Genomic DNA, 21297 nt, shown 5'->3' on the forward strand with positions numbered 1-21297 from the left:
GTTGCAGGTCAACTCGTATGTCGATACCGACGTAGCACAACGTAGACATGGCGACCGTTGAGACAGTCTTGTCCTCGATTTTTAGTACGATTCCGGAACTTCACTCCGGCCAACTTGGCCTCCTCGCGGGACTCCTCGTCGGCGTTCTCTACTGGCACGAGTACCACCGCTCGTCGCTTGGTCTCCTCACCGGTTGCTATCTGCTGGCACTGGGTGTCGTCCCCGCTTCCACGAAAGGACTCGCCGTAGTGCAATCCAAGCCGTGGTATTTTTGTTCGTTTCTGATTCTCACCGCACTCGGTGCAATCGGTGGACGTACTGCTTGGCGTCTGGTATCGCGATCGATCCGGGCTCGATCCCCGACGATCAGACACCGAGCAGCCGATCGTGAGACGAGAGGCAGCTCAAATCAGAACCGCACGTAACGATCGTGCGGAGGACGACGAACTGAAAAACGGGCAGCGATTTAACTCGCTCCGGAACGAATCCACCGCTATGAGGTTTCTGGTAGCCGTTGACGGCTCCGACGAGGCCGAAAACGCCCTCGATTACGCCCTCGAGATCGCAGACGCAGTCGAGGGCTCGATAACGGTGGTCCATGCGGTCGATCCCGCCGTCTACGACGAAGGTGGCAGCGAACCGATTTCGACGCTCTCGGACGCCGATCAACGACTGGTCCTCGAGAGTATCGAAGACGCCGAACAACGCGGCGTCGCCATCCTCGAGGAGATGGTCGAGATCGCCGCGGAACGCGATGTCGACGTCGAAGAAGAACTCCTCTACGGCGATCCGAGCACGGAAATCCCCGACTACGCCGAGACGGAAGGGTTCGACGCGATCTATCTCGGCCACCGCGGCCGCTCGGAGCGGATGGAACGGCTGCTTGGCAGCGTAGCAAAAGTGATCGTCGAACAGGCGACCGTTCCGGTCACCGTCGTCCGCTGACAGTGGCCCATTCCAGCGTGTCATCAGCGGCTCGCGCTCCGTCGTTGCATATGGCAGTGCAGGCAGACGGATCGAGCGGCCCGACAGCGAGCCGAGCCGCAGGGATGTATCCATTCATGGAGAAGTAACCGTATGCCCGAAGCCAACGGTGGATGGGCCGCGCTCTTTTCGGGAGGCAAGGAGTCCTCGTGGGCACTCTATCAGGCCATCGAGTCCGGTCGTGACGTCCGCACACTCGTCGTCGTCCAGCCCCCAGAAACATCGTCCATGTACCACGCGCCCGCACAGTCGGTGATCCGGCTGGCCGCACGCAGCATCGGCCTTCCCATCCTCGACGTTGGGCTCCCAGTCACCGACATGGAGCCACCCGACCTGCGGACGGGTGTGTCAGAAGGACAAGCGGGCGAGCTAGAAGCACTCGAGCCCGCCCTCGAGCGGCTGGACACCGAATTCGACGGCGGTTTATGCGGCCTCGTCGCCGGGACCGTCACGAGTGACTATCAGGCTGATCGACTGCGGTCGATGTGTGACCGTCTCGACTGTGCGTTCTTCGCGCCGCTGTGGCAGGCGGATCCACGTGAACTCGCGGAGACGATGATCGACGGCGGACTGACGATACGCATTGTGGAGGTGGCAGGGCCAGGCTTCGACGAGTCGTGGCTCGGCCGCCAGCTCGATCACGATGCGCTGGCGGAACTGGAAGCGCTCCACCGCGAATACGGTGTCCATCTGCTGGGCGAAGGCGGCGAGTTCCAGACGATCGTCACCGACGGTCCACACATGTCTCGTCCCATCGCATTCGAGTTCGAGCGGGAGTGGTACGACACCTGGGGACGGATTCGAATCACCGACGCCAAGCTCGAGACACCCACGTCGGTAGACGAACATCGATGACCGACCGACGCGGTCCGTTCACAGCGACCACTGCGGGATTGCGCCTGTGCTGGTCGCAGCGTGCGCCACTCGAGCCTCGTCATACTACTGGACAACAGTCAGTGAATATTCGATCGCGTCTCGATGGCTGTCGCCGTCGGCGACAGCGTCGTGGGTGCGATCGAGGATGAACCGTTTTGTCCGGCAGTATCAGTCACCCCTGGTTTATTCGTCTCGGCGTCGTCGGGATCATTGTCACGCATCGCCGCCGGATGCTGTGATCCCATCAGAGACCATGTCAACGACCATCCTCGTTCCGATCGATCGCTCGACACAGTCGACCGCAGGGCTCGTCTATACGCTCGTCTCGTTTCCCGATGCCACCATCACCGCGATACACGTTACCGACACCAACCACGACGCGTACGCAACGGTCGGCTCCCCTGAATCGAGCGAAGAGCGGATTGCGCAGGCTGGCGAACGACTCCTCGAGCAGGCAACCGAGATCGCATCGGAGTACGGCCGCGAACTCGAGACGGTACTCGAGACAGGCGTCCCACATCGCACGATCGTCGAGTACACCGTCGAACACGACATCGACCACGTCGTCATGGGAAGCCACGGCCAATCACCGATCGTTCGCCCGTTTCTCGGCCACGTCAGTGAAGCAGTCGTCCGGCGAGCCCCCGTCTCGACGACGATCGTTCCGGAGGGGCAGTCGGAACTGCTCGAGCGAGAGCTCCCCGGTCGCATTCTGGTTCCCGTCGACGGTTCCGATCAGTCACTCGCCGCGCTCGAGTACGCGGCCAGCCAGTTTCCGGAGGGGCGGATCACGATTTTCCACGCCGTGGCGCTGCCGTTCGAATACGATGTCGATGCTATCGACGGAACGTACGCAGCACAGATCGTCGACGACCTCACTGAGCAAGGCGACTCGATCCTCGAAGCAGCCGACGAGACGATTGAAGACGACGATCTCGCCGTCGAGACGGATCTAACATACGGAGAGCCGTCTCGGTCGATCGTCGACTACGCGGCGGACAACGGATTCGATCAGATCATCATGGGGAGTCACGGTCGGTCCCTGCCTGCACGACTCATCACTGGCAGCGTCGCTGAAACCGTGTCACGTCGATCGACGATACCCGTGACGCTGATACGCGGACGCCCGAGCGGATCGGCATAGTTCCCGGACACGTCTCGAATCCACTGCCTGATACGGCGTCCTGTCACTGGGTCCCGGTGGGACCGCAGGACGGTCGCGGCCGGCCGGCACTGACTGACAGCAGCCCGTCTGATACCGCGCGTCGATCACTCTGTCAGACACTCCTCGAGCTCGTCGTATAGGGTCTGTGCTTGATCTTCTGTCAGGTCGATGATCGCGTGTCGTCTGTATTCAGACGTCTTCGATTCTGGATGTGGTCGGAAGTACCCATCTATCTCGATGATTCGCTGGCCGTCGCGCTCGCGCAGCCGGAGATCGATCTCATCGTACTCCATACGCTCGAGCTACGACGCCGAACGTCAAAGCTCTTGGAGGGAGCGGCGGGAGCGATACCACAGTAACGAAGTTTACATGTTCAGTCCGATCCTGCGTTTCATCTGCCGACGACATCGAGTGAACGCGAACGCGTACCCATCGTCTGCCCCCGAGTAATCGATGAGAGACGGAAAATAGACGACAGTAACGGGCCATCCCGAATCGCGAGTTGGCCAACGGAGACAGCGCGATTACTCGACCTCTATCGTGTGTCCACCGACATCGCTCGGTTGCTGCTTCGGGAGTGTCAGGCTCAAGACACCGTTCTCATACGTTGCGGTTACGTTTTCTTCGTTGACCGGTTCCGGTAATCGAATGGAGCGACTGACCGACCGGTGTGCTCGTTCGCGCTTGAGGTACAGTTCCTCGTTTGCTTCGGTCTCTTCTTCGCGCTCCGCTGTGATAGTCAGCGTGTTCTCCGAGAGTCGAGCGTCGATCTCGTCACGATCGAAGCCCGGAACGTTCGCCGTAAGTTCGAACTCGTCCCCGTGATCGATCAAATCGATTCCAATCGACGTCATCTCCGATTCCGAGAGCCCGAACCGCTCGAGGTCCCACATCCGCGAGATGTTTTCGAACTGCCGTTGGAGCCGCTCTAGCTGCGTGTCGAATCGGTCGGTGGAATCACGTTCCTCAGTCATAGCGCTTCTCACGGGCATACTGCCCAGTGGAAGGGCCACTCGAGATGAGTTAAAACTTGGCCGTCGGGAGAATCGGTCGAGAGATAGTCAGGTAGTGCTGTGATTTACTATGCTATGATTGTAATTCCATTCTGATCGTCATCGACAGTCGCCGCCGACCGCCAGTGTACACCTGCTCGCCCGACTGCTGTGGGATCGGTGTGCCATTCAGCCCAGTTGTGACGATAACTCGTCTCTCGAGAGCGGCTGTCGTGTCCAATCGCGTGTCTTTCAGATTTCGTGACTAGCGGAGTGACTATGTATCTCGTCGGTGTAGGGGCCGCTCGAACCGGGGTCGAGTCCCACGGTCCACCGATGATACGGACTGCTGTCAGTCAGTGCCGGTGGGACCGCACCCCGCACTACGGGCCCACCGGTAACTCGGGACAGCAGACTGTATGAGTGTACGTCGTGGATCGACTCCGGGTCGAACCGGTGATCATCATGGAATACGTCTATGCAGCCCTCATCTTACACGAAGCCGATCAGGGAATCACAGAAGAGAGCGTTACCGACGTTCTCGAGGCCGCGGATGTCGATAGCGAAGAATCCCGCGTGAAGGCACTCGTCGCCGCACTCGAGGACGTCGATATCGAGGACGCAATTGCAGAGGCGGCAATCGGTGCGCCAGCACCTGCTGCACCCGCTGCAGAGGCGGACGAAGCAGAAGAGGAAGCGGAAGCCCCAGAGGAGGAAGCGGAAGAACCAGAAGAAGAAGAGGAAGAAGACGTGTCGGGCGAGGGGCTCGGAGAACTGTTCGGATAACCATCCTCTTTTGTTGCTGCTGGTGTGTGAGAGATGCTGTTCTCGAGCGTGGAGAGGGAGTGGACGCGTCGAGCGATGCGAACTCCGAGACGATGGTCGACCTGCACAAGTTGGTTGGAAACGCGATGCGCGCCGGCGACTTCTCCCAGTACCATCCGGCAGGCGTCAGGCCGGGAAAAACACGCCTGATACGGACGACTGTACGTCAGTACCGGTGGGATCGCAGGGCAGGTCGCGGTCCCACCGGGACATCGGGACAGCAGACCGTCTGACTGTCTCGAGCGCTGACTCGCGAAAGCATTTGACGATGCCGGTGGTACGTCGTGTGCCACGGTGTCGAACAGCCGTGGGTCTCCTGGAGGAGAAACTCATGACAGCAATCGCCAGACTCGAGATTATTCCGATTCGAGAAGAACACATGTCGGATCAGATCGCCGCTGCAGTCGATGCGCTCGATCAGTTCGACATCTCGTACGAACTCACACCGATGGATACTATCATCGAAGCCGACGACGTGAGCGAGATCTTCGACGCTGCAGCGGCCGCACACGAAGCGATCGACGAGGACCGAACCATCACCTCGTTGGAAATCGACCATCAACCCGATCGCGAGCAGCATACGGCAGACAGAGTGGCAACGGTTGAACGCGAACTCGGCCGAACGCCACAAGGGTAGTCGCAGGCGATGGAAACCGACTCGGTGATCGTGATCGTCATCGACCGACCGCGTCTTTTCGACGGTCGTCCGTCCGAGACAGCTGCCAGCGTCGACAGCGCCACTCGGCCACTGGCACTGGTCGCGCTCCTAGGAAAAACGGAGCTCCTTTGCGGGATCTTCTGCGACGACCCACCAGTGGACGTCCTCCTTGGGATGGCGGCGCTCGACGTGTTCACGAAGCTGTTCGCCGGTATCGAAGTCGTCGCCACAGAAATTACAGCGATGGTGGTGATGCTTTGGCGACATAGGAGAAGTACGACAGCAGTCCCTATGAATAAGGGGGGTATAGTAACAACTGAAACGGTTCACACACCAATCGCACGAGGGCTGTGCGATCGGGTGTGCAGTGACTTTCAGTGGCTATAGTGGGCCTGGGAATCGTCATCGAAACGACCGCCCAAAGCGTATTCACTGCTGGCCGTCCACAGGAGGACCATGGCATCCCGGATTCTGGTCGCGTTCGACGAATCACCGCAGGCGACCGCCGCATTGCATCACGCACTGTCGACGTACACCGACGCCGAGATTTACGTCCTCCACGTGAGTGATCCACAGGAGTGGGTGAGTACCGACGGCATGGATGGCTTCTACTCAGAGACAGCCTATAGACAGTCACAGGAGTCCGCTGAACGCCTCCTCGAGAAAGCGACCGAGATCGCACAGGAATACGACGCGGACCTGACGACTGACACGACGGTCGGAACGGCGGCGTCGTCGATCGTCCGGTATGCAGAGGAACACGATATCGACCACATCGTCCTCGGGAGTCACGGCCGGCGTGGGCTGTCACGGTTCTTGATCGGGAGCGTCGCCGAACAGGTCGTCCGTCGGTCGCCGGGGTCCGTGACGATCATCCGCGAGCCACAGCCGGCCGACGAGACGTAACCGCAATTACGGTCCGGTTTTCGGACGGTCTCGTGTATGCCGCGTCACGCCGCATGAATACGTGATTCAACAGCGGGAGATGCTGCACTAGCATCACCGAAACGATCCACGGGGTATAGGAAAATTCACTGCAAGTAGATCTTCGGTTGGAGGAACAATACCGTTTCAAGGGTTTAGTTGTGGTACCGTGTGCGTGCCATGAAAGCATTTGTCATGGAAGAGATCGGCGAAACCGGGTTCACAGACAAAGACAAGCCGGAACCGGGTCCAACCGATGCGATCCTCCGGCCGACGAAAGGGCTCGTCTGCACCTCCGACGTGCATACGGTCCACGGCGCGATCGGCGAGCGAGAAGCCCTCACGCTCGGCCACGAAATCGTCGGGGTCGTTGAGGAGATCGGCAGTGACGTCGACTCGTTCGAGCCAGGCGACCGCGTCGCCGTCGGAGCGATCACCCCCGACTGGGGATCCGACGCCGCACAGGCCGACCATCCATCACAGTCGAACGGTGCGCTCGGCGGGTGGAAGTTCGCGAACGTCAAAGACGGCACGTTCGCCGAGTACGCCCACGTCAACGAGGCCGACGCGAATATGGCCCACATTCCCGACGATGTCACCGACGAGGAGGCCGCCTACACCACCGACATGATGAGTACAGGGTTTATGGGTGCCGAACACGCCGACATCCCGATCGGCGGAACCGTTGCCGTGTTCGCTCAGGGTCCCGTCGGCCTCATGGCCACCAAAGGGGCTGCACTGCAGGGAGCCGGCCAGATCCTCGCAGTTGAATCGGTCCCCAAACGCCAAGACCTCGCCGAGCGCTACGGCGCGACGGCGATCGTCGACTTCGAAGAACACGACCCCGTCGAACGGATTCACGAACTGACCGACGACAGAGGCGTCGACGCCGCCATCGAAGCACTTGGGTCCTCGGCGACGCTCGAGCAATGTGTCGCGGCGACGAAACCCGGCGGAACCATCTCCAACGTCGGCTATCACGGCGAGGGAGAGTACGTGAACATTCCACGCGAGGCGTGGGGCGTCGGGATGGCTGAAAAGGACATCGTGACCGGCCTCTGTCCCGGCGGTCGACTCCGATTGCGCCGGCTCTTGCGATTGCTCGAGGAAGGCGTGGTCGATCCAACGCCGATGACGACCCACGAGTTCGCCTTCGACGAGATCGACGAGGCGTTCCGGCTGATGGAAACCAAAGAAGACGGCATCATCAAACCCCTCATCGACTTCGAGTAAGGCGGGCGAGCGTCTGCTTGGCGTCACGAGGATCGCGGACGGTGTCTCGTATCGGGGCCGCCACACTCGTCACGAGCCTTCGTCCAGATATTGCATCGCCTCCGAATCCGGTACCTGTCCGAACGTCCGGTAGAACTGCCCGACAGCACTGAACCACGACGGTGTTTCGACGCAGACGACTGCATCGGCCTCGTCGCGAAGGCTCTCGATTGCCTCCGGCGGTCCGACTGGTACTGCAAGCATCACATACGCAGCACCGGCATTGGTCACCCGTCGGAGACAGGCACGCGTCGTTGCCCCGGTCGCGACGCCGTCGTCGACGACGACCACTCGCTTTCCCTCGAGATCGATCTCGTCTCGCCCGGCCCGATACTGCTCCGCTTTTTCCTGTGCAGCCGTCGCCACGTCCTCTTGCTGTGTTTCGACGTACTCGTCATTGACCGAGAGGTGGTCGATCATCACCTCGTTGCGCCAAACGGACCCGTCGCTCGAGACCGCTCCGATCGCCAACTCGGGATTGCCCGGAGCACCGATTTTCTTCGCAACGACGACATCGAGCGGGACGCCGAGTTCATCGGCAACGATTCGTCCGAGCGGCAGTCCCCCTCGCGGAATCGCGAGGACGACATCAGCGTCGACGTCCTGTTTAGCGACCGCGGTCGCGAGTTGTTCGCCAGCGTCAGTTCGATCGTCAAACATCGATATCACCTCTGCAGTGTGGCTCGAGTCGCTCGCAACGGGTTCGCTCACGGATCGGTCGACTAGGCCGAGACAAGCACACAGGCCATTGAGTGATGGTATACTGCATCATTATTCGGCTACCATCCAACGGACTCTCCGCAGTTACAAAATACAGAACCCAGTACCAGCCGTTCCGTAGCTCCGTGAATAAATATAAGAATTCGAATAGCTACAACAACAGAGCACAATAGTTGTGTGGATAACACTCACGAATCTGCCGGTTTCTGACCGGCAATCGACATCATCTCATAAACAGTGGACTGTAAATACGATTGATAGAAAGGAGTAAACAGCAAATATAGTTCTCAGAAAGGGGAGTAGTAGAGGAAGATCGTAGCTCGATCAGCTGAATGAGCCAATGACTGTGGGATACTGGAATGAACAGTGAGCGGAATAGTATTGTTCTTTATACACAATTACTATTACAGCTGTTATTGACTGTTTTCTAGTAATTATACCCACACGATGAGTTGCGATCGTTTCGACGACCGAGAGACACCGGGTGGTGATCAGCGAGTCGTACTCGCACACCCTGCGTGTCCTCGAGTCGGTTCCTAAATTGCGGTGTCCGAAACTTCCATGAGTGTGGTTGTCATAAGTCACGGCATGACGACGGTAAACAGAACTGTTGAAGACGTGATGTCAACGCCGCTTGAGATCGTTTCGAAAGATGCAACGCTCACGGAAGCTGCAACAGTGATGCACGACAAAGAGATCAACGCGCTGGTCGTATCGACGGATCCACCCTCGATCGTCACTAGCACTGATCTCGTCTCTTCGGCCGCTGAGGGCCACGATCCCACCACACAACAGGTGTCCGATGTAATGACGAAATCGGTCGAGACCGTTCCACCGGAACTCTATCTCGAGGAAGTTGCTGCGATGATGACCAATTTCGGAATCAACCACCTTCCGGTCGTCGACGGTGACGATTACCTCGGAATGATTTCATCGACGGACATCACGTCCGAACTATCCTGACCACTGCCAGTCCAGTACCGGACGCAAACTTCGTCTAAGAAGCCGTCCGACCTGTCGTGCAAGCGACGAACGGGTGCGTCCGAAGCGATTTGCGTTCGCTCCGTGTTTGATGCTGTAACAGTTGAGCGCATCACCCAGGATTTCCGTCGAGAAGTGATACCAAGCTGAGCCGAGTGACAAGAACTACTCGCCTCACGCCCCTCACGACAGCGTGAATTTCTTAATAAAGTGGCCGAGCCGAACTACTTTGAACTCCCTCGGGAGGTGACACTCGAAGAGTTCGCCGATGAGATGGGGATCACGAAGACACCGCATGAAATCACTTGCAAACGGCCGAGCGTCAACTCCTCGAAGTCGTCCTCCCGTACATCAATCTGGCCGTGTAAGGCTACTGACTGGTCTATCAAGACGGTTCTGAGTAACCGAGAATCGAGACGAAGTTAATAATGGTTCTCCCGAACGTCCCTCTTGTCGCGTTACCCCGGCGCGACAAACAGATCCAATCAGCCTCGACCCTACGTTGTCTCAGTTCGCCCGGCGGCCACCATTCTGCGCCCATCCGGGCGGCTTTTGATCCATGTAACCACAGTGAGTGGCAGCGACTCGAGCTCGAGGACGCGAAAAATCCCTCCGCTTCGAACAGCAATACTGATCGGCTGCATCCCATAATCTATGTCAAGAAAGGAGAAACGTGGGCAGGTATTGAGCTACACGTTCTGGAAGAAACGGCCGTGGAAGCCGAAGGGTTCCGCGTGTGGGAGAACAGCCCGCGCGTGAACCTCGAGCGTCGCTGCGTCAAAGATCATGAGTTCCGTCCGCTCACGTTGGGTGTTCAGCGCTGTTGCGAGCACGACACCCTCGTCTTCGGTGTCGGCGTGAGGATGCTGGACGGGAACTGGTTCTTCGATGTAGACCGACCGCTTCCACCACTCCTTGGCGGTGCCTGTCTTACAATCCACTTTGACGAGTCCGTTTGCCCCCGTGCGATCGGTCACTTGTCCGTACACATAGCGGTGGCGTCGGCCGACGACTGCGCGGGCGACGCGTGGCATCTCCATCGCGCCGTCGTAGAGTCGTGTCCGGCTGATCGTATTCGCGTCGGGGTTGATACGGTACCGCATTAGGTGGGCATCGGTCACGTCTGGGAAACCGTCGCCGTCGAGTTCGGACAGTGACATGGTGTCGACGATGTCGCCGTTCGGGAACTCCACCACGTCAAGGACGATCGTCCCACCGTCGACGTAGGCGTTGACATGATGGAAGGTGAAAGCTGGCTCGAACGTCGGGTCGGCAACAATATCGCCGGTATCCCGATCGACCACGAGTACGCGTGTGTCACGCTTTGGCTGCCAGTCAAGCATGTCGATCGCCCCCTCAGCAAACGGATTCAGTGCTTGAAACACCGACAGAACGAGCGGCGACTCCACGATGATGACGTGGTTTTCGGTGACGCTGCAGTCGTGGATATACGCCGGCCCACTCGCGTCGAGAGAGGCGATGACCTCACGCGTGCGACTCCCACCTGGGAGACGGTAGAGGTGATACTGTGGTCGCCGACCGAACTGCATAGCGAAGCCGACCAGTTCATTCCGGTGAGGGTCGTCGACGAAATGCGCGGTCGTGATGTGTTCGGACAGGTCGTCGTGAAATCGAAAGCGCCCGCGTGTCTCGAGCGTCTCGGGATCGAAGGCGATCCGACGCGGGGCCTCGGTGAGTGCGACGTATTCGCCGTCGATGTGGGCGACGTGAACGTTCGCATTGTCGGTCGGATCGGGAACTCCCAGAGAGGGTATGATCTCGAGGAGACGACGCCAGCCACGCGTGTCAGTGCCGAACTGGCCGGTTAGCCGACCGTCCATTGCCTCCGCGTAGGCATCGGTGCGGAGAAACCGGTTCGAGTAGCGAAGTACCCCGTCATCGAACGCGTAGCGGCGGAGCATCGCGAGACCGTCGAACCAGTGGTTGACGCGGCGATCGCCGACCTCAAAGCGGGCGGGACCGTTGCGAATCAGCGTCCCAGAGAGCCAGTCGGGGATGGAGCCCTCGACCGGCAGATGATGGTCGTGGACTTCGGTGGTCAGCGAGTGAAAGCCGGCACCAGATACTGTCACAGCTACGTATTCGGGTGAAACAGCAATCAATCTTCCTGCGCGTCGATCCAGATCGCGTGATGTGTCTCACTCCCGGACCATCCTCGAGCGAGTGTGGATTCACTATGGGCCCGCTGTGCCGACAGCAGTCACCCACAATCCACCAACGGCCGCGGCGAACGTCAAGAGGATCGCACTGGTGAAACTCCCCGTAAACTCGACGCTCGCCGTTCCAAGCGGCGGCATCGCGAGGGCAGCAACGCCGATTGCGACGTTGAACGTGCCGACAATGGCAGTGTCTTTCTCGGGTGAATAAACGCCCATGAGAAGCGGGATATACAGCGTTGCGGAGCCACCCAGTCCGAGTCCGATCAAACAAATCGCGATCACGACTATCGAAACTGAGGGAACAAACAACATTGCGATACCGGCAGCTGCACAGACAAGTGACGCGAGAAACGCTCGTCGTGAGCCCATGACGTCGGCGAGATAGCCGCTGGCGATCCGCGAGATAATACTGACACCGCCGATCAACCCGAATGCGGTCGAGGCACCAGCCGCCGTCAGTCCGCGAGCGGCGAACAGATCGACGGCGTAGGCGGCAAGCAACTGGTACCACGCAAACGAGAGCGCGATCCCGACGAACAGCAACTGAAACGTCCGCGTCCCAGCCAAGCGAGTGAGCCACTCGAGTAGTTCGCCGGCAGTCGCAGTCGACTGCGCCGCCCAGTTCGGGCGGCGACAGACGAACCCGGCGAGCAGAAAGGCGAGCGCAGTTGTCGACATGATCAGCAGAAAGCCACGCCGCACGCCGACTTCCGAGAGCGTACGCTGCCAGATCGGCGGGAGCACGAACAATCCGAGTCCGTTGCCGACGAAGAGCAGTCCCGTTGCGGCCCCTCGGCGACCCTCGAACCAGCGCGGAACGACGGAAGCAAGGAGAACGAACGCCGTTCCGAGTGCGAGTCCGAGAACGGCAAACACGACGAGCAGCCCACCGAGTGAATCCAGGAGATACAGCGACGGTGCGACCACACCGGTTGCGAGCGAACACGCGAGCAGCACTGCTCGCGCCCCGAACCGTGCGCCGAACACGCCGATGAGCCCGGAGCCGATAAAGAACGTAAAGAGCATGATAGAGAACACACCGGACAACGCGACCGATGAGACGCCGAATGCATCGGTGAACGGTGCGCGGAAAATACCGTACGAAAGCGGCGTCCCGAAGGTGAACACCATCGCCACGGAGCCGACGATTGCCACGATCCAACTACGGCGGCTGTCGGGCTGTTCAACACGATCAGTATGCACGACCCACTCTCACTGATAAGCGGTCGAAAGGGTTCTGATCTTGAGTGGGAGACGCTGCGGTCGAACTGCGAACGAGCCACGCACTGGTATCACCGTTCCCCCGACGAAGTCCGACAACGTCGTTGAATCAGGAAGCCTCGGGGCTTGACCCCGAGGCGATTCACGGCTTCTTCCAAGTCGTTCCCCTCTCCCTCGTCGAGTGGGGATAGATAGCCGTTGAATTCGTCGTGTTCATAGCTCGGCTGAATACCAGAACCTTTGACTCACGGTCATCGAAATGAGTGACGGATTTTGAGAGACAAGACTCGAGCGGAAGCAGCGAAAAGACACCTAGACAACGGAAAGGGCAGTTGGCTTGGCAGTTTTTCCGAAATTGTCCGGAGACACCCCTCTATCGATGTGTTCGTGGGAGATGATTACTTCCAACTCGAGTTGGAGTTCAAGAGTAGCCACTGAACATCAGTGCACACCTGCGCGCACGAGGGCTGTGCGATCAGTGTGTACCCAGTTTCAGTTGTGACGATCGGTATAATCGACGAGAGTAGAGATTGTGACCGACATGAGTAGAGATTGTGACCGACGTGAGTAGAGACCATACGTGTGATCAACGTGCGTATGACGGCGTTGTTCGGTGATAGTGTCGTCGCGGAAGACACGGGACGTTTCGAACCGTACGGAAACACCCCTTTATCGATGTGTGTCTATAGCTGTGCCGAAAACGAACGAGGTCGTCACGACACAGACACCCCTCTATCGATGTGTTCGATATGAAGGTGACGGCGGGAGAAGAGCCTACGAACGGAAAAAGGAGTGGGATAGAGGAGCCGTTCTGGGAGGATTCGATAGAGAACAGCCTCGAGAGGGGGAGTATAGTGAGTTTCAGCCTGTGGAAACTCGAGGGAACAAAAGAGCGATAGTCCAGAACACATCGAACACATCGATAGAGGGGTGTGTGAGTGTCTAGTCTAGAAGCTAGAAGAAGAGAAGAGAGAATCGACTCGCTTAGCGCACTTGATATCATCTAATCGGCTCTCTCCTTCGATATCTCGAGGTACCGGACTTCACAGTTCATCTCTCTCGTGGGATACCCCCACCCCCCTCCGACACATCGAACACATCGATAGAGGGGTGTCTGTGTTCCCACCGTTTTGAGGCGTAACACATCGTCGGTCGTTAGTCACAACTCGAGGCTGTCCGCTCTCAGTACTGGGGAACTGGTGGTGATACCTTCTCAATCGAAAAAATACACATCGATAGTGGTGGGGAACACTTTTGGTTCCACCCTGTATGGGTCATCGTATGGATGACTTCGAGGATCCTCGTGATGGGGCGGGGACATCGAAGGATGACACGACGGAGCAGGCCCTTTCCTCGTCTGATTCGACTGCATCCGAACGGCCCTCATCTCCGACTGACTCAGCGTCGGCCGGTGAATCGAAATCGATCGAGGACATGTTACTGGCGTTCGACCAACAGGACGGACTTATCCGTGACCGGTCGCTTCTCGATCCGAATCATATCGTCGAAGAGGATCGGATCGTCGGCCGCGACGAGCAACTCCAGGAGGTAACCAAAATGCTCCGCGTCGCGCTCGGTAATAACCGTCCTCCGAACCTCTTCCTCTACGGTCCCTCGGGAACCGGCAAATCCCTCATTACGAAAGCCGTCTGCAAGAATATCACCTCAATTTGCCAGACTCGAGACATTCGGTTCGGGACGATCGAAGTCAACTGCCAGGATCTTGACACTCTTGGTGTTGCAGTCTACGAACTGGCGAGTCGCGCTGCGGACGAAGCTGACGTCGACGTGGAGGTTCCGAAACACGGCGTCGCGACGAAAGAAAAGTGGGACGAACTCTATCGGATCGTCAACGAGAACTTCGACTCTGCGGTCTTCGTTCTGGACGAGCTCGACATGCTCGTCGGTCGTCGGGACAAACAGGAACCGGCGTTTTCTCGACTGCTCTATCAGCTCTCTCGAGCCGGCGCAAACAACGAACTCACGGCCCACATCTCAGTCGTTGCGATCTCCAACGATACGAAAATGATGGAGTCCGTGGGCAGTCGGGCCCTGAGTTCGTTTACCCCCGAAGACGTCCACTTCGACGATTACGATGCGAATCAGCTGCAATCGATTCTGCGTCGGCGGCAGGACGCGTTCTACGAGGATGTCCTCGAAGACGATGTCATTCCACTGGCGGCGGCCTTTGCAGCCCAGACCCACGGCGATGCTCGCAAAGCGATCGACCTGATGCGCGTTGCTGGCGAACTCGCAGAACGTGAAGGTGACGAGCGCGTTCGGGAAGAACACGTTCGCGAAGCACAGGATAAAGTCGAGAAAAATCGGGTTCTCGAGGTCGTCCGTGGTATCAGCACCCAAAAGAAGCTGTGTCTCTACGCGACCGCGGCTGTCGCCGCTGAGGCGGACGACGAATCCGCTCGCAGCACGACCGGGTACCGTGTCTATCAGTTCCTCACTGACGCGATCGGTGCCGAGCAATACCATCAGGAGACATATGTAAACAAGATGAAGGAGATGACGACGTACTCGCTCGTCGACTTCGAACGTCGGAGCCACGGGCCGAGTTCGGGCATGTTCCTCGAGTTTCAGTTCGGTGAGCGTCCCGACACGATTCTCGAAACGATTCGTGAAGATTCGCGTCTCGATATGGTTTCTCGGGACGAAGTAACGAGCGTCGTCAAGGCACAGGTTCGAAACGAAAACTGAGTCGGTATCGCGACCCCATCCTCGCACACACACCTCTATCGATGTGTGATCTGGAAGAATAGCTGCTAAAACGTGGCATTTCGAGCGCGAATTTTCGTTCTCGATTGCTCTTTCTAGCCACTCCTCTTCCTGTAGAAATGCTATCGTGTTATTCAGGCGCTATACTTTCGACCATCCTGCGAGACACACCTCTATCGAAGTGTTCCGTATCCAGTTCACCGATCGCTCGAGGTGCTCCGTTTGTTTTCCCCTTTGTAGAGACAGTCGTGTGGCTTCAATCGGACGGAACTCGTCAACCTGTTCAGCGGAGAGCGTCGCGGGGCGGCCGTTCGCGACGCTCGGTCGAAGTCCATTGACTCCACCGTCGTTCTATATAATTACGCTATTCAACCGAACCAGTCACTTCGGTATCAGATTCGACTTGTTAAGTCATTACGGACCATAGTACGACTGACGACAACCACCATGGCAGAAGAATGGATCGAGGAAGCGTTAGCGGACCTCCCGCCGAGTGCGAACCTCGTTTACAAGGTCCTCGAGTACAACGGACATCTGTCACAGAAGCACCTCATCGAGGAAACCAGACTTTCGTCACGGACGCTGCACTACGCCATCAACCAACTGGAAGACGCCGGACTCGTCACGTCCCAACCAGCACGTTATGACGCCAGACAGACCTGCTACACCCTCGCTAGTGACTCAGGGAGCTCGACGTACTCGCGCGATGCGCTCGTCAATCCAGGCTGGGTCCGCGAGCATCTCTCGTCGTTCCAGCAGGACGATACGTCCACACGACTCGTCTACGTCGAGACAGACGACTCCGCTGACGCGTTTCTTCCCGGATCGATCGTCCTGGATTTGGAGTCGGCCCTGCTCGATCCCAACCGCCAGCGCCTTCCCGACCGGCTGGAACTCGAGGAGTTGCTCGGCAGTCACGGCATGACTGAAGACACAAATCTGATTCTTTACGACGATGTGGAGGGACGTCACGCCGCGTACGTGTATTGGGTCCTCGCCTACTACGGACATCGAAACCAGCGACTGCTCGACGGCGGCCTCGAGCACTGGATCGCCAACGGATATCCCACGACCGACGTTCCGGGTTCGTTTCCCGCGGTTGAGTATACCGCCAGCGGACCGTTCGATCACATGCGGGCGTACCGCGACGACGTCGTCCGCGCAATTGCTCAGGATACCGTGTTGCTCGACGTCCGAAAGGAATCCGAATACTGTGGCGAGGCCGACGACGGGAGCGATCTATCGGCGTCGACGCCCATCCAGGGACACGTTCCCGGAGCCATCAACATCCCGCTGGACCGACTGTTCGACGGCCACCGGTTCGCTTCCCGAAGCGTCGTTGAGGACGTCTTGGCCGCTGCCGGAGTCACCAGCGGCCGAACGATCATCGTATACTGCGGCGTAGGAGCACGCTCGGCGCTCGCGTGGGTCGTCCTCTCGGAACTGCTGGGATATCCCGAAGTGATGAACTACGACGGCTCCTGGACCGAATGGGGGAGCCTCGTCGATGTCCCCGTGGAAACGAAGTGAGAGTTCCGTCCGGATCTCACTTGAGACGGAGTATGCGAGTGTGTCTGCCCACACTCTGAGACTGTCTGCTGTCCCGGTGTCTCGGTGAGACCGCGACCGCCCTGCGGTCCCACCGCCACTGACTGACAGTAGTCCGTATAATTCACAATCGATCGCCCAATTTGCTCCGGCTAGAGACGTGTCCGCGGTCACAGCCGACGTTGGTGCATCAGAAACGAGCGTCGCTCCGAACTCATCTCGAATCAAAACCTGCAATTATTGCAGCAGTCTCGCCACAAGTCGTGTCGGTTCCGGTAATTACTCCTATCGCTAGCTTTGTCACATTGCTTCACCTAGTCATAGGGTGGGAATGACACACATAGCAATTCTCGGTGCCGGAGCAGGTGGCGCGATGACTGCCAACATCCTGCATCGGAAACTCGGCCGAAACGAGGCGACGATCACCCTCGTCGATAAGAGTGTAGAACATTTCTATCAGCCGTCGTTCTACCTCGTCCCGTTCGGCTATCTGGAGCCAGACCAGTCGCGAAACATCCGCGACCTCGTCCACAGCGACGTCGAATTCGTCCACGACGCGGTAACGGGTGTCGATCCCGACGACCAGGTCGTGCACCTCGAGGAGGCCGACGAGGATCTCACCTACGACTACCTGGTGGTGGCTACTGGCCATCGGCTCGCCCCGGAGACGACCCCAGGGATGGTCGAGGGCTGGGAGGAGACCGACACGGTGTACCCGTTCTACCACTACGAGGCAGCTCTCGAGATGCGCGAGGGAATCCAGGACTTCGACGGCGGCACCTTCGTCGTCACGATTCCGGACACACCGTTCAAGTGTCCGGGTGCGCCACTGAAGATGACGATGCTCGCCGAAGACTACGCTCGGCGACAGGGGTTCCGTGACGACGCCGAGTTCATTATGACCCGGAACGCTGACCACCACTTCGGCGTCCAGCCCTATCGGGACAAACTCTACGAGATCTGGGACGAACGCGACATTGAGTTCAAGGCCAACACGTCGGTCACCGAGATCGACCCTGACGCGCAGGTCATCCATACGGACAACGGCCAGATCGAGTACGACTTCTGCGCACCCGTCTCGCCACAGTACGGCCAGCACGCCATCACCGACAACTCGCCACTGACCGAGGGTGACGACGAACACGACGGCGAGTACGTCACGATCGACAAGCACACGCTTCAGCACGACGAGTACGAGAACGTCTTCGCGCTGGGCGACTGTGAGAACGCACCACATTCCAAGACTGCAGCAGCCGCCCGCAAGGAGTCCCACGTCGTGGCAGAGAACGTCGTCCGCGCGATGAACGGCCGTAAGCCCGAACCCAAGTACGACGGCTATGCGGCATGTCCGCTGCTGACCCAGAAAGGCAAGGCGATGGTTGCGGAGTTCGACTACGAGGAAAGCATCTCCGCACCCGTCGAGACTCGCTCCAATTGGATCCTGGACGTCAACGTCTTGCCGTCGGTGTATTGGGACCTCTGGATGCGCGGCTACGATCCGCTCCCGGTGTAAACGATGAGCCAAACAGACGCAAGTGGCCCGGCCGAAGCGGCCCTCAGCGATGAAGAGGTGGCGGAACTCGCCGCGACACTCAACGAGAACGCCGACGAACTGCAAGAGTTGCTGGAGTTGCTAAGCGTGCTCCAGGAGACGGCCGCGGATCTCGCTCCCGAAATGCGGACGGCTGTCCGGGAGAACCGCGAGCCACTCCGTGACGTCCGGATGGCCTTCGAACGTGAGGAGACCCTTGTTCTCCTCCAGCAACTCGGCGAACACTCCGAGGACCTGACCGAACTACTCGGCCTGCTAGATGCCACCGAAGGGCTGGCCTCGGATCTGGCACCGGAACTCCGTCTCGCCGTCCGCGAGAACCGTGACGTCCTCAGCCGACTCCGAATGGCCGTCGAGAGCGAAGACATGGTCGTCCTCATTGAGCGACTGGGCGAGAACGCGGACGTACTCGCCGAGACACTCGACCTCCTGGATGCGACGGAGGGACTGGTCGAAGACCTCATTCCGGAACTCCAGGACGCCACCGGCGACATGCGGCCGGCGATCCGACAATCTCGCCTCGTCGCGGCTGGGTTAGTCGACGCGACCGGCGACTATGATATCGATCCGTACCAGCTTGGACAGAATCTGGGGAACGTGATGTGGTTCACGCAGCAGGTAGGCGATCCCCAGGTCCTCAAGACGCTCGACGCCGGTCTGGGCGCATTCGCCGAGGAGGAGCCCAAAGAGATGGGCATCCTGGGGCTGCTCAGTGCGCTCCGGGATCGGAACGTCCGGCGCGGCATCGGTCGAATCGTCGAGTTCCTCCGACGGGTGGGTGCGCGATGACGGCCCTGGCCCGTGCGATCTGTTGGTTCAGCCGAGGGTGTGCCTCATCCAGCCCGCGACGGTTCTGGCAGTTGTTTCCGGCTTGTCGCGAGGCACGCCACGGTGGCGCGGTAGCACTGACGATCGGTTAAGAGACAGCGAAACAACACCTATATCCATCCATGACAGACACAATCACGGCGGACGAGCTCAAGAAGAAAATCGACCGAGACGACGACTTCGTCCTCTTCGACAACCGGAGTCCCGAGGACTACGAGAACTGGCACATCGCGGCGGCCGAGAACATGGATTACTCGGCCACGGACGAGGAACTCCGGGGCGATTTCGACGCGGTTCGAGACGAACTCGAGGAGGACACCGAGATCGTAACCATCTGTGCCGTTGGCAATGCCTCCCAGGCGTTCAGTGAGTGGCTCGAGGAACGGGACTATGAGAACGTCTCCTCGGTCGACGGCGGCATGGAGGCCTGGAGCCGCGTATACGACGTCGTCCCCATTGCGACGCGGGACGACGACATAGAGATTATCCAGCTCCAGCGCCGCTCGAAGGGCTGTCTCGGCTACGTCGTCGGGTGCCGACGCACCGGCGAGGCGGCGATCGTCGACCCGTCTCGGCACACCCAGCAGTTCCTCGAGGCCGCCCAGGACCACGGCTTCACTGTGACGGCCATCTTCGAGACGCACATCCACGCCGACCACCTGATGACCGGCGGGAAACGTCTGCGCGACGAACTGGATGTCCCCTACTATCTCGGAAGCGAAATCGAGACGCGGGACCCGCAGTTCGAGTACGACCCTGTCGACCCCAACGACACCGTCGACATCGGCGAGGTCACGATGAAGGGCGTCCACACGCCCGGGCACACCACTGGTTCGACGAGTTGGCTGGTCGAAGATGAAGCGATCATGACCGGCGATACCTTGTTCGTTGAGTCTGTGGGCCGGACCGAACTCCAGTTCGAAGGTGGTGACGCCGAGGAGGCGTCGGCGGTGCTCTACGAGACGCTCCAAAAGCTGATGTCCGAACCAGACACTGTGACAGTCCTTCCGGGGCACTTTAACGTCACTGACGACGGCGAATACGTCGGCGTCACGCCCGGGATGCCGATGCAGTCCCCCATCGGCCATATCCGGACCCACAACGAAATGATCAAGATGGACAAAGCGGAGTACGTCCAGGCCGCGTTCGAGACCATTCCGGAGAAGCCCCCGAACTACGAGGAAGTCATCGCGACGAACGAGGGCAAGCGCGAACTCGAGAGCGAAGAAGAGGCCAACGAACTCGAACTGGGGCCGAACCGGTGTGCCGCCACCGAGGAGAGTGTCGTCGGCGACGACTGATACGGTCTGCTGTACCGATTTATTGGTGGGACCGCAAGGCGGTCGCGGCCGGCCGGCACTGACTGACAGCAGACTGTATGAACACTTGTCGAGCAGTAATACTTGAATTAGCCGTTGATCAGAACACGATGCTCCACGTCGGCTCGACGCCGTCGACGAGAGACTAGCGATCGGTGATCGAGCACTTCTGCTCGAGGCAATCCGCATGGGTGGGGTGAGATTGCTCGATCAGAAGTATGTTATACGATCGATCAGTGCGGAGAACTAATACTATTAGGTTCGAGTACGATGATGGGAGTAACTAAACTTGGACCATCAATATGTCACCTAACCGACCATCTACCACAAACCGTTCCAATCAGGACACTGATCTAGAGTCTAAAAACGAGTGTGAGATCTGCGGATCGACAGACTCACTCTCGAAATATTCGTTTGAATCGTCGTCAGGTGACAGTTCAACAGTCGTCCTGTGTCCAAGTCATTATCAGGTTGCAGTTCTCCTCAGTGGATCCTATTTTCTAGACTCCGACACTTCGACCGATT

Annotated in this window: 24 protein-coding genes; 17 read left to right on the plus strand and 7 right to left on the minus strand. The window is 58.8% G+C overall.

What is annotated here, in order from left to right:
* The first annotated feature begins 47 nt into the window (after positions 1-47).
* The 3 genes from BDK88_RS21900 (at position 48) to BDK88_RS18220 (ending at position 1839) form a co-directional block, all read left to right on the plus strand.
* Entirely contained in the window at positions 48-425 is a 378-nt protein-coding gene (locus tag BDK88_RS21900; protein ID WP_008014709.1) for a hypothetical protein, read from the plus strand.
* 70 nt (positions 426-495) lie between these two features.
* Positions 496-945 carry a universal stress protein gene (locus BDK88_RS18215; protein WP_130501594.1) on the plus strand — a complete coding sequence of 150 codons (450 nt, stop codon included), beginning with the start codon at positions 496-498 and terminating at the stop codon, positions 943-945.
* 132 nt (positions 946-1077) lie between these two features.
* Positions 1078-1839, plus strand: a complete 762-nt coding sequence (locus BDK88_RS18220) for a diphthine--ammonia ligase (protein WP_130501595.1) — start codon at positions 1078-1080, stop codon at positions 1837-1839.
* Positions 1840-1937: 98 nt separating this feature from the next.
* Here the strand turns inward: BDK88_RS18220 and BDK88_RS21380 are convergent, their stop codons facing one another.
* Positions 1938-2105: a hypothetical protein gene (locus BDK88_RS21380; RefSeq protein ID WP_165396997.1), complete on the minus strand. Its 168-nt coding sequence runs from the start codon at positions 2103-2105 to the stop codon at positions 1938-1940.
* Between the two features lie 8 nt (positions 2106-2113).
* Here BDK88_RS21380 and BDK88_RS18225 point away from each other — a divergent pair, with 8 nt between their 5' ends.
* Positions 2114-3004 carry a universal stress protein gene (locus BDK88_RS18225; protein WP_130501596.1) on the plus strand — a complete coding sequence of 297 codons (891 nt, stop codon included), beginning with the start codon at positions 2114-2116 and terminating at the stop codon, positions 3002-3004.
* Between the two features lie 125 nt (positions 3005-3129).
* Here the strand turns inward: BDK88_RS18225 and BDK88_RS18230 are convergent, their stop codons facing one another.
* The gene (locus BDK88_RS18230) at positions 3130-3318 is read right to left on the minus strand and encodes a hypothetical protein (protein ID WP_130501597.1); all 189 of its coding nucleotides are present in this window, start codon (positions 3316-3318) and stop codon (positions 3130-3132) included.
* Positions 3319-3549: 231 nt separating this feature from the next.
* Complete coding sequence (locus BDK88_RS18235; RefSeq protein ID WP_008014720.1) at positions 3550-3999, minus strand: Hsp20/alpha crystallin family protein; 450 nt, start codon at positions 3997-3999, stop codon at positions 3550-3552.
* A 483-nt stretch (positions 4000-4482) separates the two neighbouring features.
* On the opposite strand from BDK88_RS18235, the gene rpl12p reads away from it, so the two are divergent.
* Together rpl12p and BDK88_RS18245 are read left to right on the plus strand one after the other, a co-directional pair.
* Positions 4483-4803 carry a 50S ribosomal protein P1 gene (rpl12p, locus tag BDK88_RS18240; protein ID WP_130501722.1) on the plus strand — a complete coding sequence of 107 codons (321 nt, stop codon included), beginning with the start codon at positions 4483-4485 and terminating at the stop codon, positions 4801-4803.
* Between the two features lie 370 nt (positions 4804-5173).
* Positions 5174-5479: a thiamine-binding protein gene (locus tag BDK88_RS18245; protein WP_049911989.1), complete on the plus strand. Its 306-nt coding sequence runs from the start codon at positions 5174-5176 to the stop codon at positions 5477-5479.
* A gap of 129 nt (positions 5480-5608) precedes the next feature.
* Here BDK88_RS18245 and BDK88_RS21385 read toward each other — a convergent pair whose 3' ends face one another.
* Positions 5609-5767: a hypothetical protein gene (locus BDK88_RS21385; protein WP_008014727.1), complete on the minus strand. Its 159-nt coding sequence runs from the start codon at positions 5765-5767 to the stop codon at positions 5609-5611.
* A gap of 189 nt (positions 5768-5956) precedes the next feature.
* Here BDK88_RS21385 and BDK88_RS18250 point away from each other — a divergent pair, with 189 nt between their 5' ends.
* Positions 5957-6406, plus strand: a complete 450-nt coding sequence (locus BDK88_RS18250) for a universal stress protein (RefSeq protein WP_130501598.1) — start codon at positions 5957-5959, stop codon at positions 6404-6406.
* Positions 6407-6604: 198 nt separating this feature from the next.
* On the plus strand, positions 6605-7657 hold the full coding sequence (locus tag BDK88_RS18255; RefSeq protein ID WP_130501599.1) for an NAD(P)-dependent alcohol dehydrogenase: 1053 nt from the start codon (positions 6605-6607) through the stop codon (positions 7655-7657).
* A gap of 69 nt (positions 7658-7726) precedes the next feature.
* On the opposite strand, the gene BDK88_RS18260 is transcribed toward BDK88_RS18255, so the two are convergent.
* Complete coding sequence (locus BDK88_RS18260) at positions 7727-8356, minus strand: phosphoribosyltransferase (protein ID WP_130501600.1); 630 nt, start codon at positions 8354-8356, stop codon at positions 7727-7729.
* A 681-nt stretch (positions 8357-9037) separates the two neighbouring features.
* On the opposite strand from BDK88_RS18260, the gene BDK88_RS18265 reads away from it, so the two are divergent.
* Positions 9038-9379, plus strand: coding sequence for a CBS domain-containing protein (locus tag BDK88_RS18265; protein WP_130501723.1), 342 nt, complete (start codon positions 9038-9040; stop codon positions 9377-9379).
* Positions 9380-9607: 228 nt separating this feature from the next.
* Positions 9608-9823 (plus strand): helix-turn-helix domain-containing protein, encoded by a 216-nt coding sequence (locus BDK88_RS22400; protein ID WP_207225328.1) that lies wholly within the window; start codon positions 9608-9610, stop codon positions 9821-9823.
* Between the two features lie 263 nt (positions 9824-10086).
* Here the strand turns inward: BDK88_RS22400 and BDK88_RS18275 are convergent, their stop codons facing one another.
* Together BDK88_RS18275 and BDK88_RS18280 are read right to left on the minus strand one after the other, a co-directional pair.
* Positions 10087-11490: a carotenoid oxygenase family protein gene (locus BDK88_RS18275; RefSeq protein ID WP_130501601.1), complete on the minus strand. Its 1404-nt coding sequence runs from the start codon at positions 11488-11490 to the stop codon at positions 10087-10089.
* 102 nt (positions 11491-11592) lie between these two features.
* Complete coding sequence (locus tag BDK88_RS18280; RefSeq protein WP_394342680.1) at positions 11593-12708, minus strand: MFS transporter; 1116 nt, start codon at positions 12706-12708, stop codon at positions 11593-11595.
* Positions 12709-12824: 116 nt separating this feature from the next.
* Here BDK88_RS18280 and BDK88_RS21390 point away from each other — a divergent pair, with 116 nt between their 5' ends.
* From BDK88_RS21390 to BDK88_RS18305, 7 genes are all read left to right on the plus strand, one after another.
* Positions 12825-12989: a hypothetical protein gene (locus BDK88_RS21390; RefSeq protein WP_165396998.1), complete on the plus strand. Its 165-nt coding sequence runs from the start codon at positions 12825-12827 to the stop codon at positions 12987-12989.
* A 558-nt stretch (positions 12990-13547) separates the two neighbouring features.
* Positions 13548-13697 (plus strand): hypothetical protein, encoded by a 150-nt coding sequence (locus tag BDK88_RS21395; RefSeq protein WP_165396999.1) that lies wholly within the window; start codon positions 13548-13550, stop codon positions 13695-13697.
* Between the two features lie 382 nt (positions 13698-14079).
* Positions 14080-15507, plus strand: coding sequence for an orc1/cdc6 family replication initiation protein (locus BDK88_RS18285; protein WP_130501603.1), 1428 nt, complete (start codon positions 14080-14082; stop codon positions 15505-15507).
* Positions 15508-15972: 465 nt separating this feature from the next.
* Complete coding sequence (locus tag BDK88_RS18290) at positions 15973-17055, plus strand: rhodanese-like domain-containing protein (RefSeq protein WP_130501604.1); 1083 nt, start codon at positions 15973-15975, stop codon at positions 17053-17055.
* A gap of 349 nt (positions 17056-17404) precedes the next feature.
* Positions 17405-18586, plus strand: coding sequence for an NAD(P)/FAD-dependent oxidoreductase (locus tag BDK88_RS18295; RefSeq protein WP_130501605.1), 1182 nt, complete (start codon positions 17405-17407; stop codon positions 18584-18586).
* Between the two features lie 3 nt (positions 18587-18589).
* Complete coding sequence (locus BDK88_RS18300) at positions 18590-19414, plus strand: DUF1641 domain-containing protein (RefSeq protein ID WP_130501606.1); 825 nt, start codon at positions 18590-18592, stop codon at positions 19412-19414.
* A 161-nt stretch (positions 19415-19575) separates the two neighbouring features.
* Complete coding sequence (locus BDK88_RS18305; RefSeq protein WP_130501607.1) at positions 19576-20754, plus strand: MBL fold metallo-hydrolase; 1179 nt, start codon at positions 19576-19578, stop codon at positions 20752-20754.
* The last annotated feature ends 543 nt before the right edge of the window (positions 20755-21297 follow it).

This window comes from Natrinema hispanicum (assembly GCF_004217335.1).
GTDB lineage: Archaea > Halobacteriota > Halobacteria > Halobacteriales > Natrialbaceae > Natrinema > Natrinema hispanicum.

Bases quoted from the DNA above. Each gene is read 5' to 3' on its own strand.
- BDK88_RS18250 (WP_130501598.1), top strand. From the start codon at position 5,957: ATGGCATCCCGGATTCTGGTCGCGTTCGACGAATCACCGCAGGCGACC.
- BDK88_RS18255 (WP_130501599.1), top strand. From the start codon at position 6,605: ATGAAAGCATTTGTCATGGAAGAGATCGGCGAAACCGGGTTCACAGAC.
- BDK88_RS18260 (WP_130501600.1), bottom strand. From the start codon at position 8,356: ATGTTTGACGATCGAACTGACGCTGGCGAACAACTCGCGACCGCGGTC.
- BDK88_RS18280 (WP_394342680.1), bottom strand. From the start codon at position 12,708: ATGGTGTTCACCTTCGGGACGCCGCTTTCGTACGGTATTTTCCGCGCA.
- BDK88_RS21380 (WP_165396997.1), bottom strand. From the start codon at position 2,105: ATGGGATCACAGCATCCGGCGGCGATGCGTGACAATGATCCCGACGAC.
- BDK88_RS18300 (WP_130501606.1), top strand. From the start codon at position 18,590: ATGAGCCAAACAGACGCAAGTGGCCCGGCCGAAGCGGCCCTCAGCGAT.
- BDK88_RS18285 (WP_130501603.1), top strand. From the start codon at position 14,080: ATGGATGACTTCGAGGATCCTCGTGATGGGGCGGGGACATCGAAGGAT.
- BDK88_RS18220 (WP_130501595.1), top strand. From the start codon at position 1,078: ATGCCCGAAGCCAACGGTGGATGGGCCGCGCTCTTTTCGGGAGGCAAG.
- BDK88_RS18305 (WP_130501607.1), top strand. From the start codon at position 19,576: ATGACAGACACAATCACGGCGGACGAGCTCAAGAAGAAAATCGACCGA.
- BDK88_RS21900 (WP_008014709.1), top strand. From the start codon at position 48: ATGGCGACCGTTGAGACAGTCTTGTCCTCGATTTTTAGTACGATTCCG.
- BDK88_RS18225 (WP_130501596.1), top strand. From the start codon at position 2,114: ATGTCAACGACCATCCTCGTTCCGATCGATCGCTCGACACAGTCGACC.
- BDK88_RS18265 (WP_130501723.1), top strand. From the start codon at position 9,038: ATGTCAACGCCGCTTGAGATCGTTTCGAAAGATGCAACGCTCACGGAA.
- BDK88_RS18245 (WP_049911989.1), top strand. From the start codon at position 5,174: ATGACAGCAATCGCCAGACTCGAGATTATTCCGATTCGAGAAGAACAC.
- BDK88_RS21385 (WP_008014727.1), bottom strand. From the start codon at position 5,767: ATGTCGCCAAAGCATCACCACCATCGCTGTAATTTCTGTGGCGACGAC.
- BDK88_RS18235 (WP_008014720.1), bottom strand. From the start codon at position 3,999: ATGACTGAGGAACGTGATTCCACCGACCGATTCGACACGCAGCTAGAG.
- BDK88_RS21395 (WP_165396999.1), top strand. From the start codon at position 13,548: ATGAAGGTGACGGCGGGAGAAGAGCCTACGAACGGAAAAAGGAGTGGG.
- BDK88_RS18290 (WP_130501604.1), top strand. From the start codon at position 15,973: ATGGCAGAAGAATGGATCGAGGAAGCGTTAGCGGACCTCCCGCCGAGT.
- rpl12p (WP_130501722.1), top strand. From the start codon at position 4,483: ATGGAATACGTCTATGCAGCCCTCATCTTACACGAAGCCGATCAGGGA.
- BDK88_RS18215 (WP_130501594.1), top strand. From the start codon at position 496: ATGAGGTTTCTGGTAGCCGTTGACGGCTCCGACGAGGCCGAAAACGCC.
- BDK88_RS18295 (WP_130501605.1), top strand. From the start codon at position 17,405: ATGACACACATAGCAATTCTCGGTGCCGGAGCAGGTGGCGCGATGACT.
- BDK88_RS18230 (WP_130501597.1), bottom strand. From the start codon at position 3,318: ATGGAGTACGATGAGATCGATCTCCGGCTGCGCGAGCGCGACGGCCAG.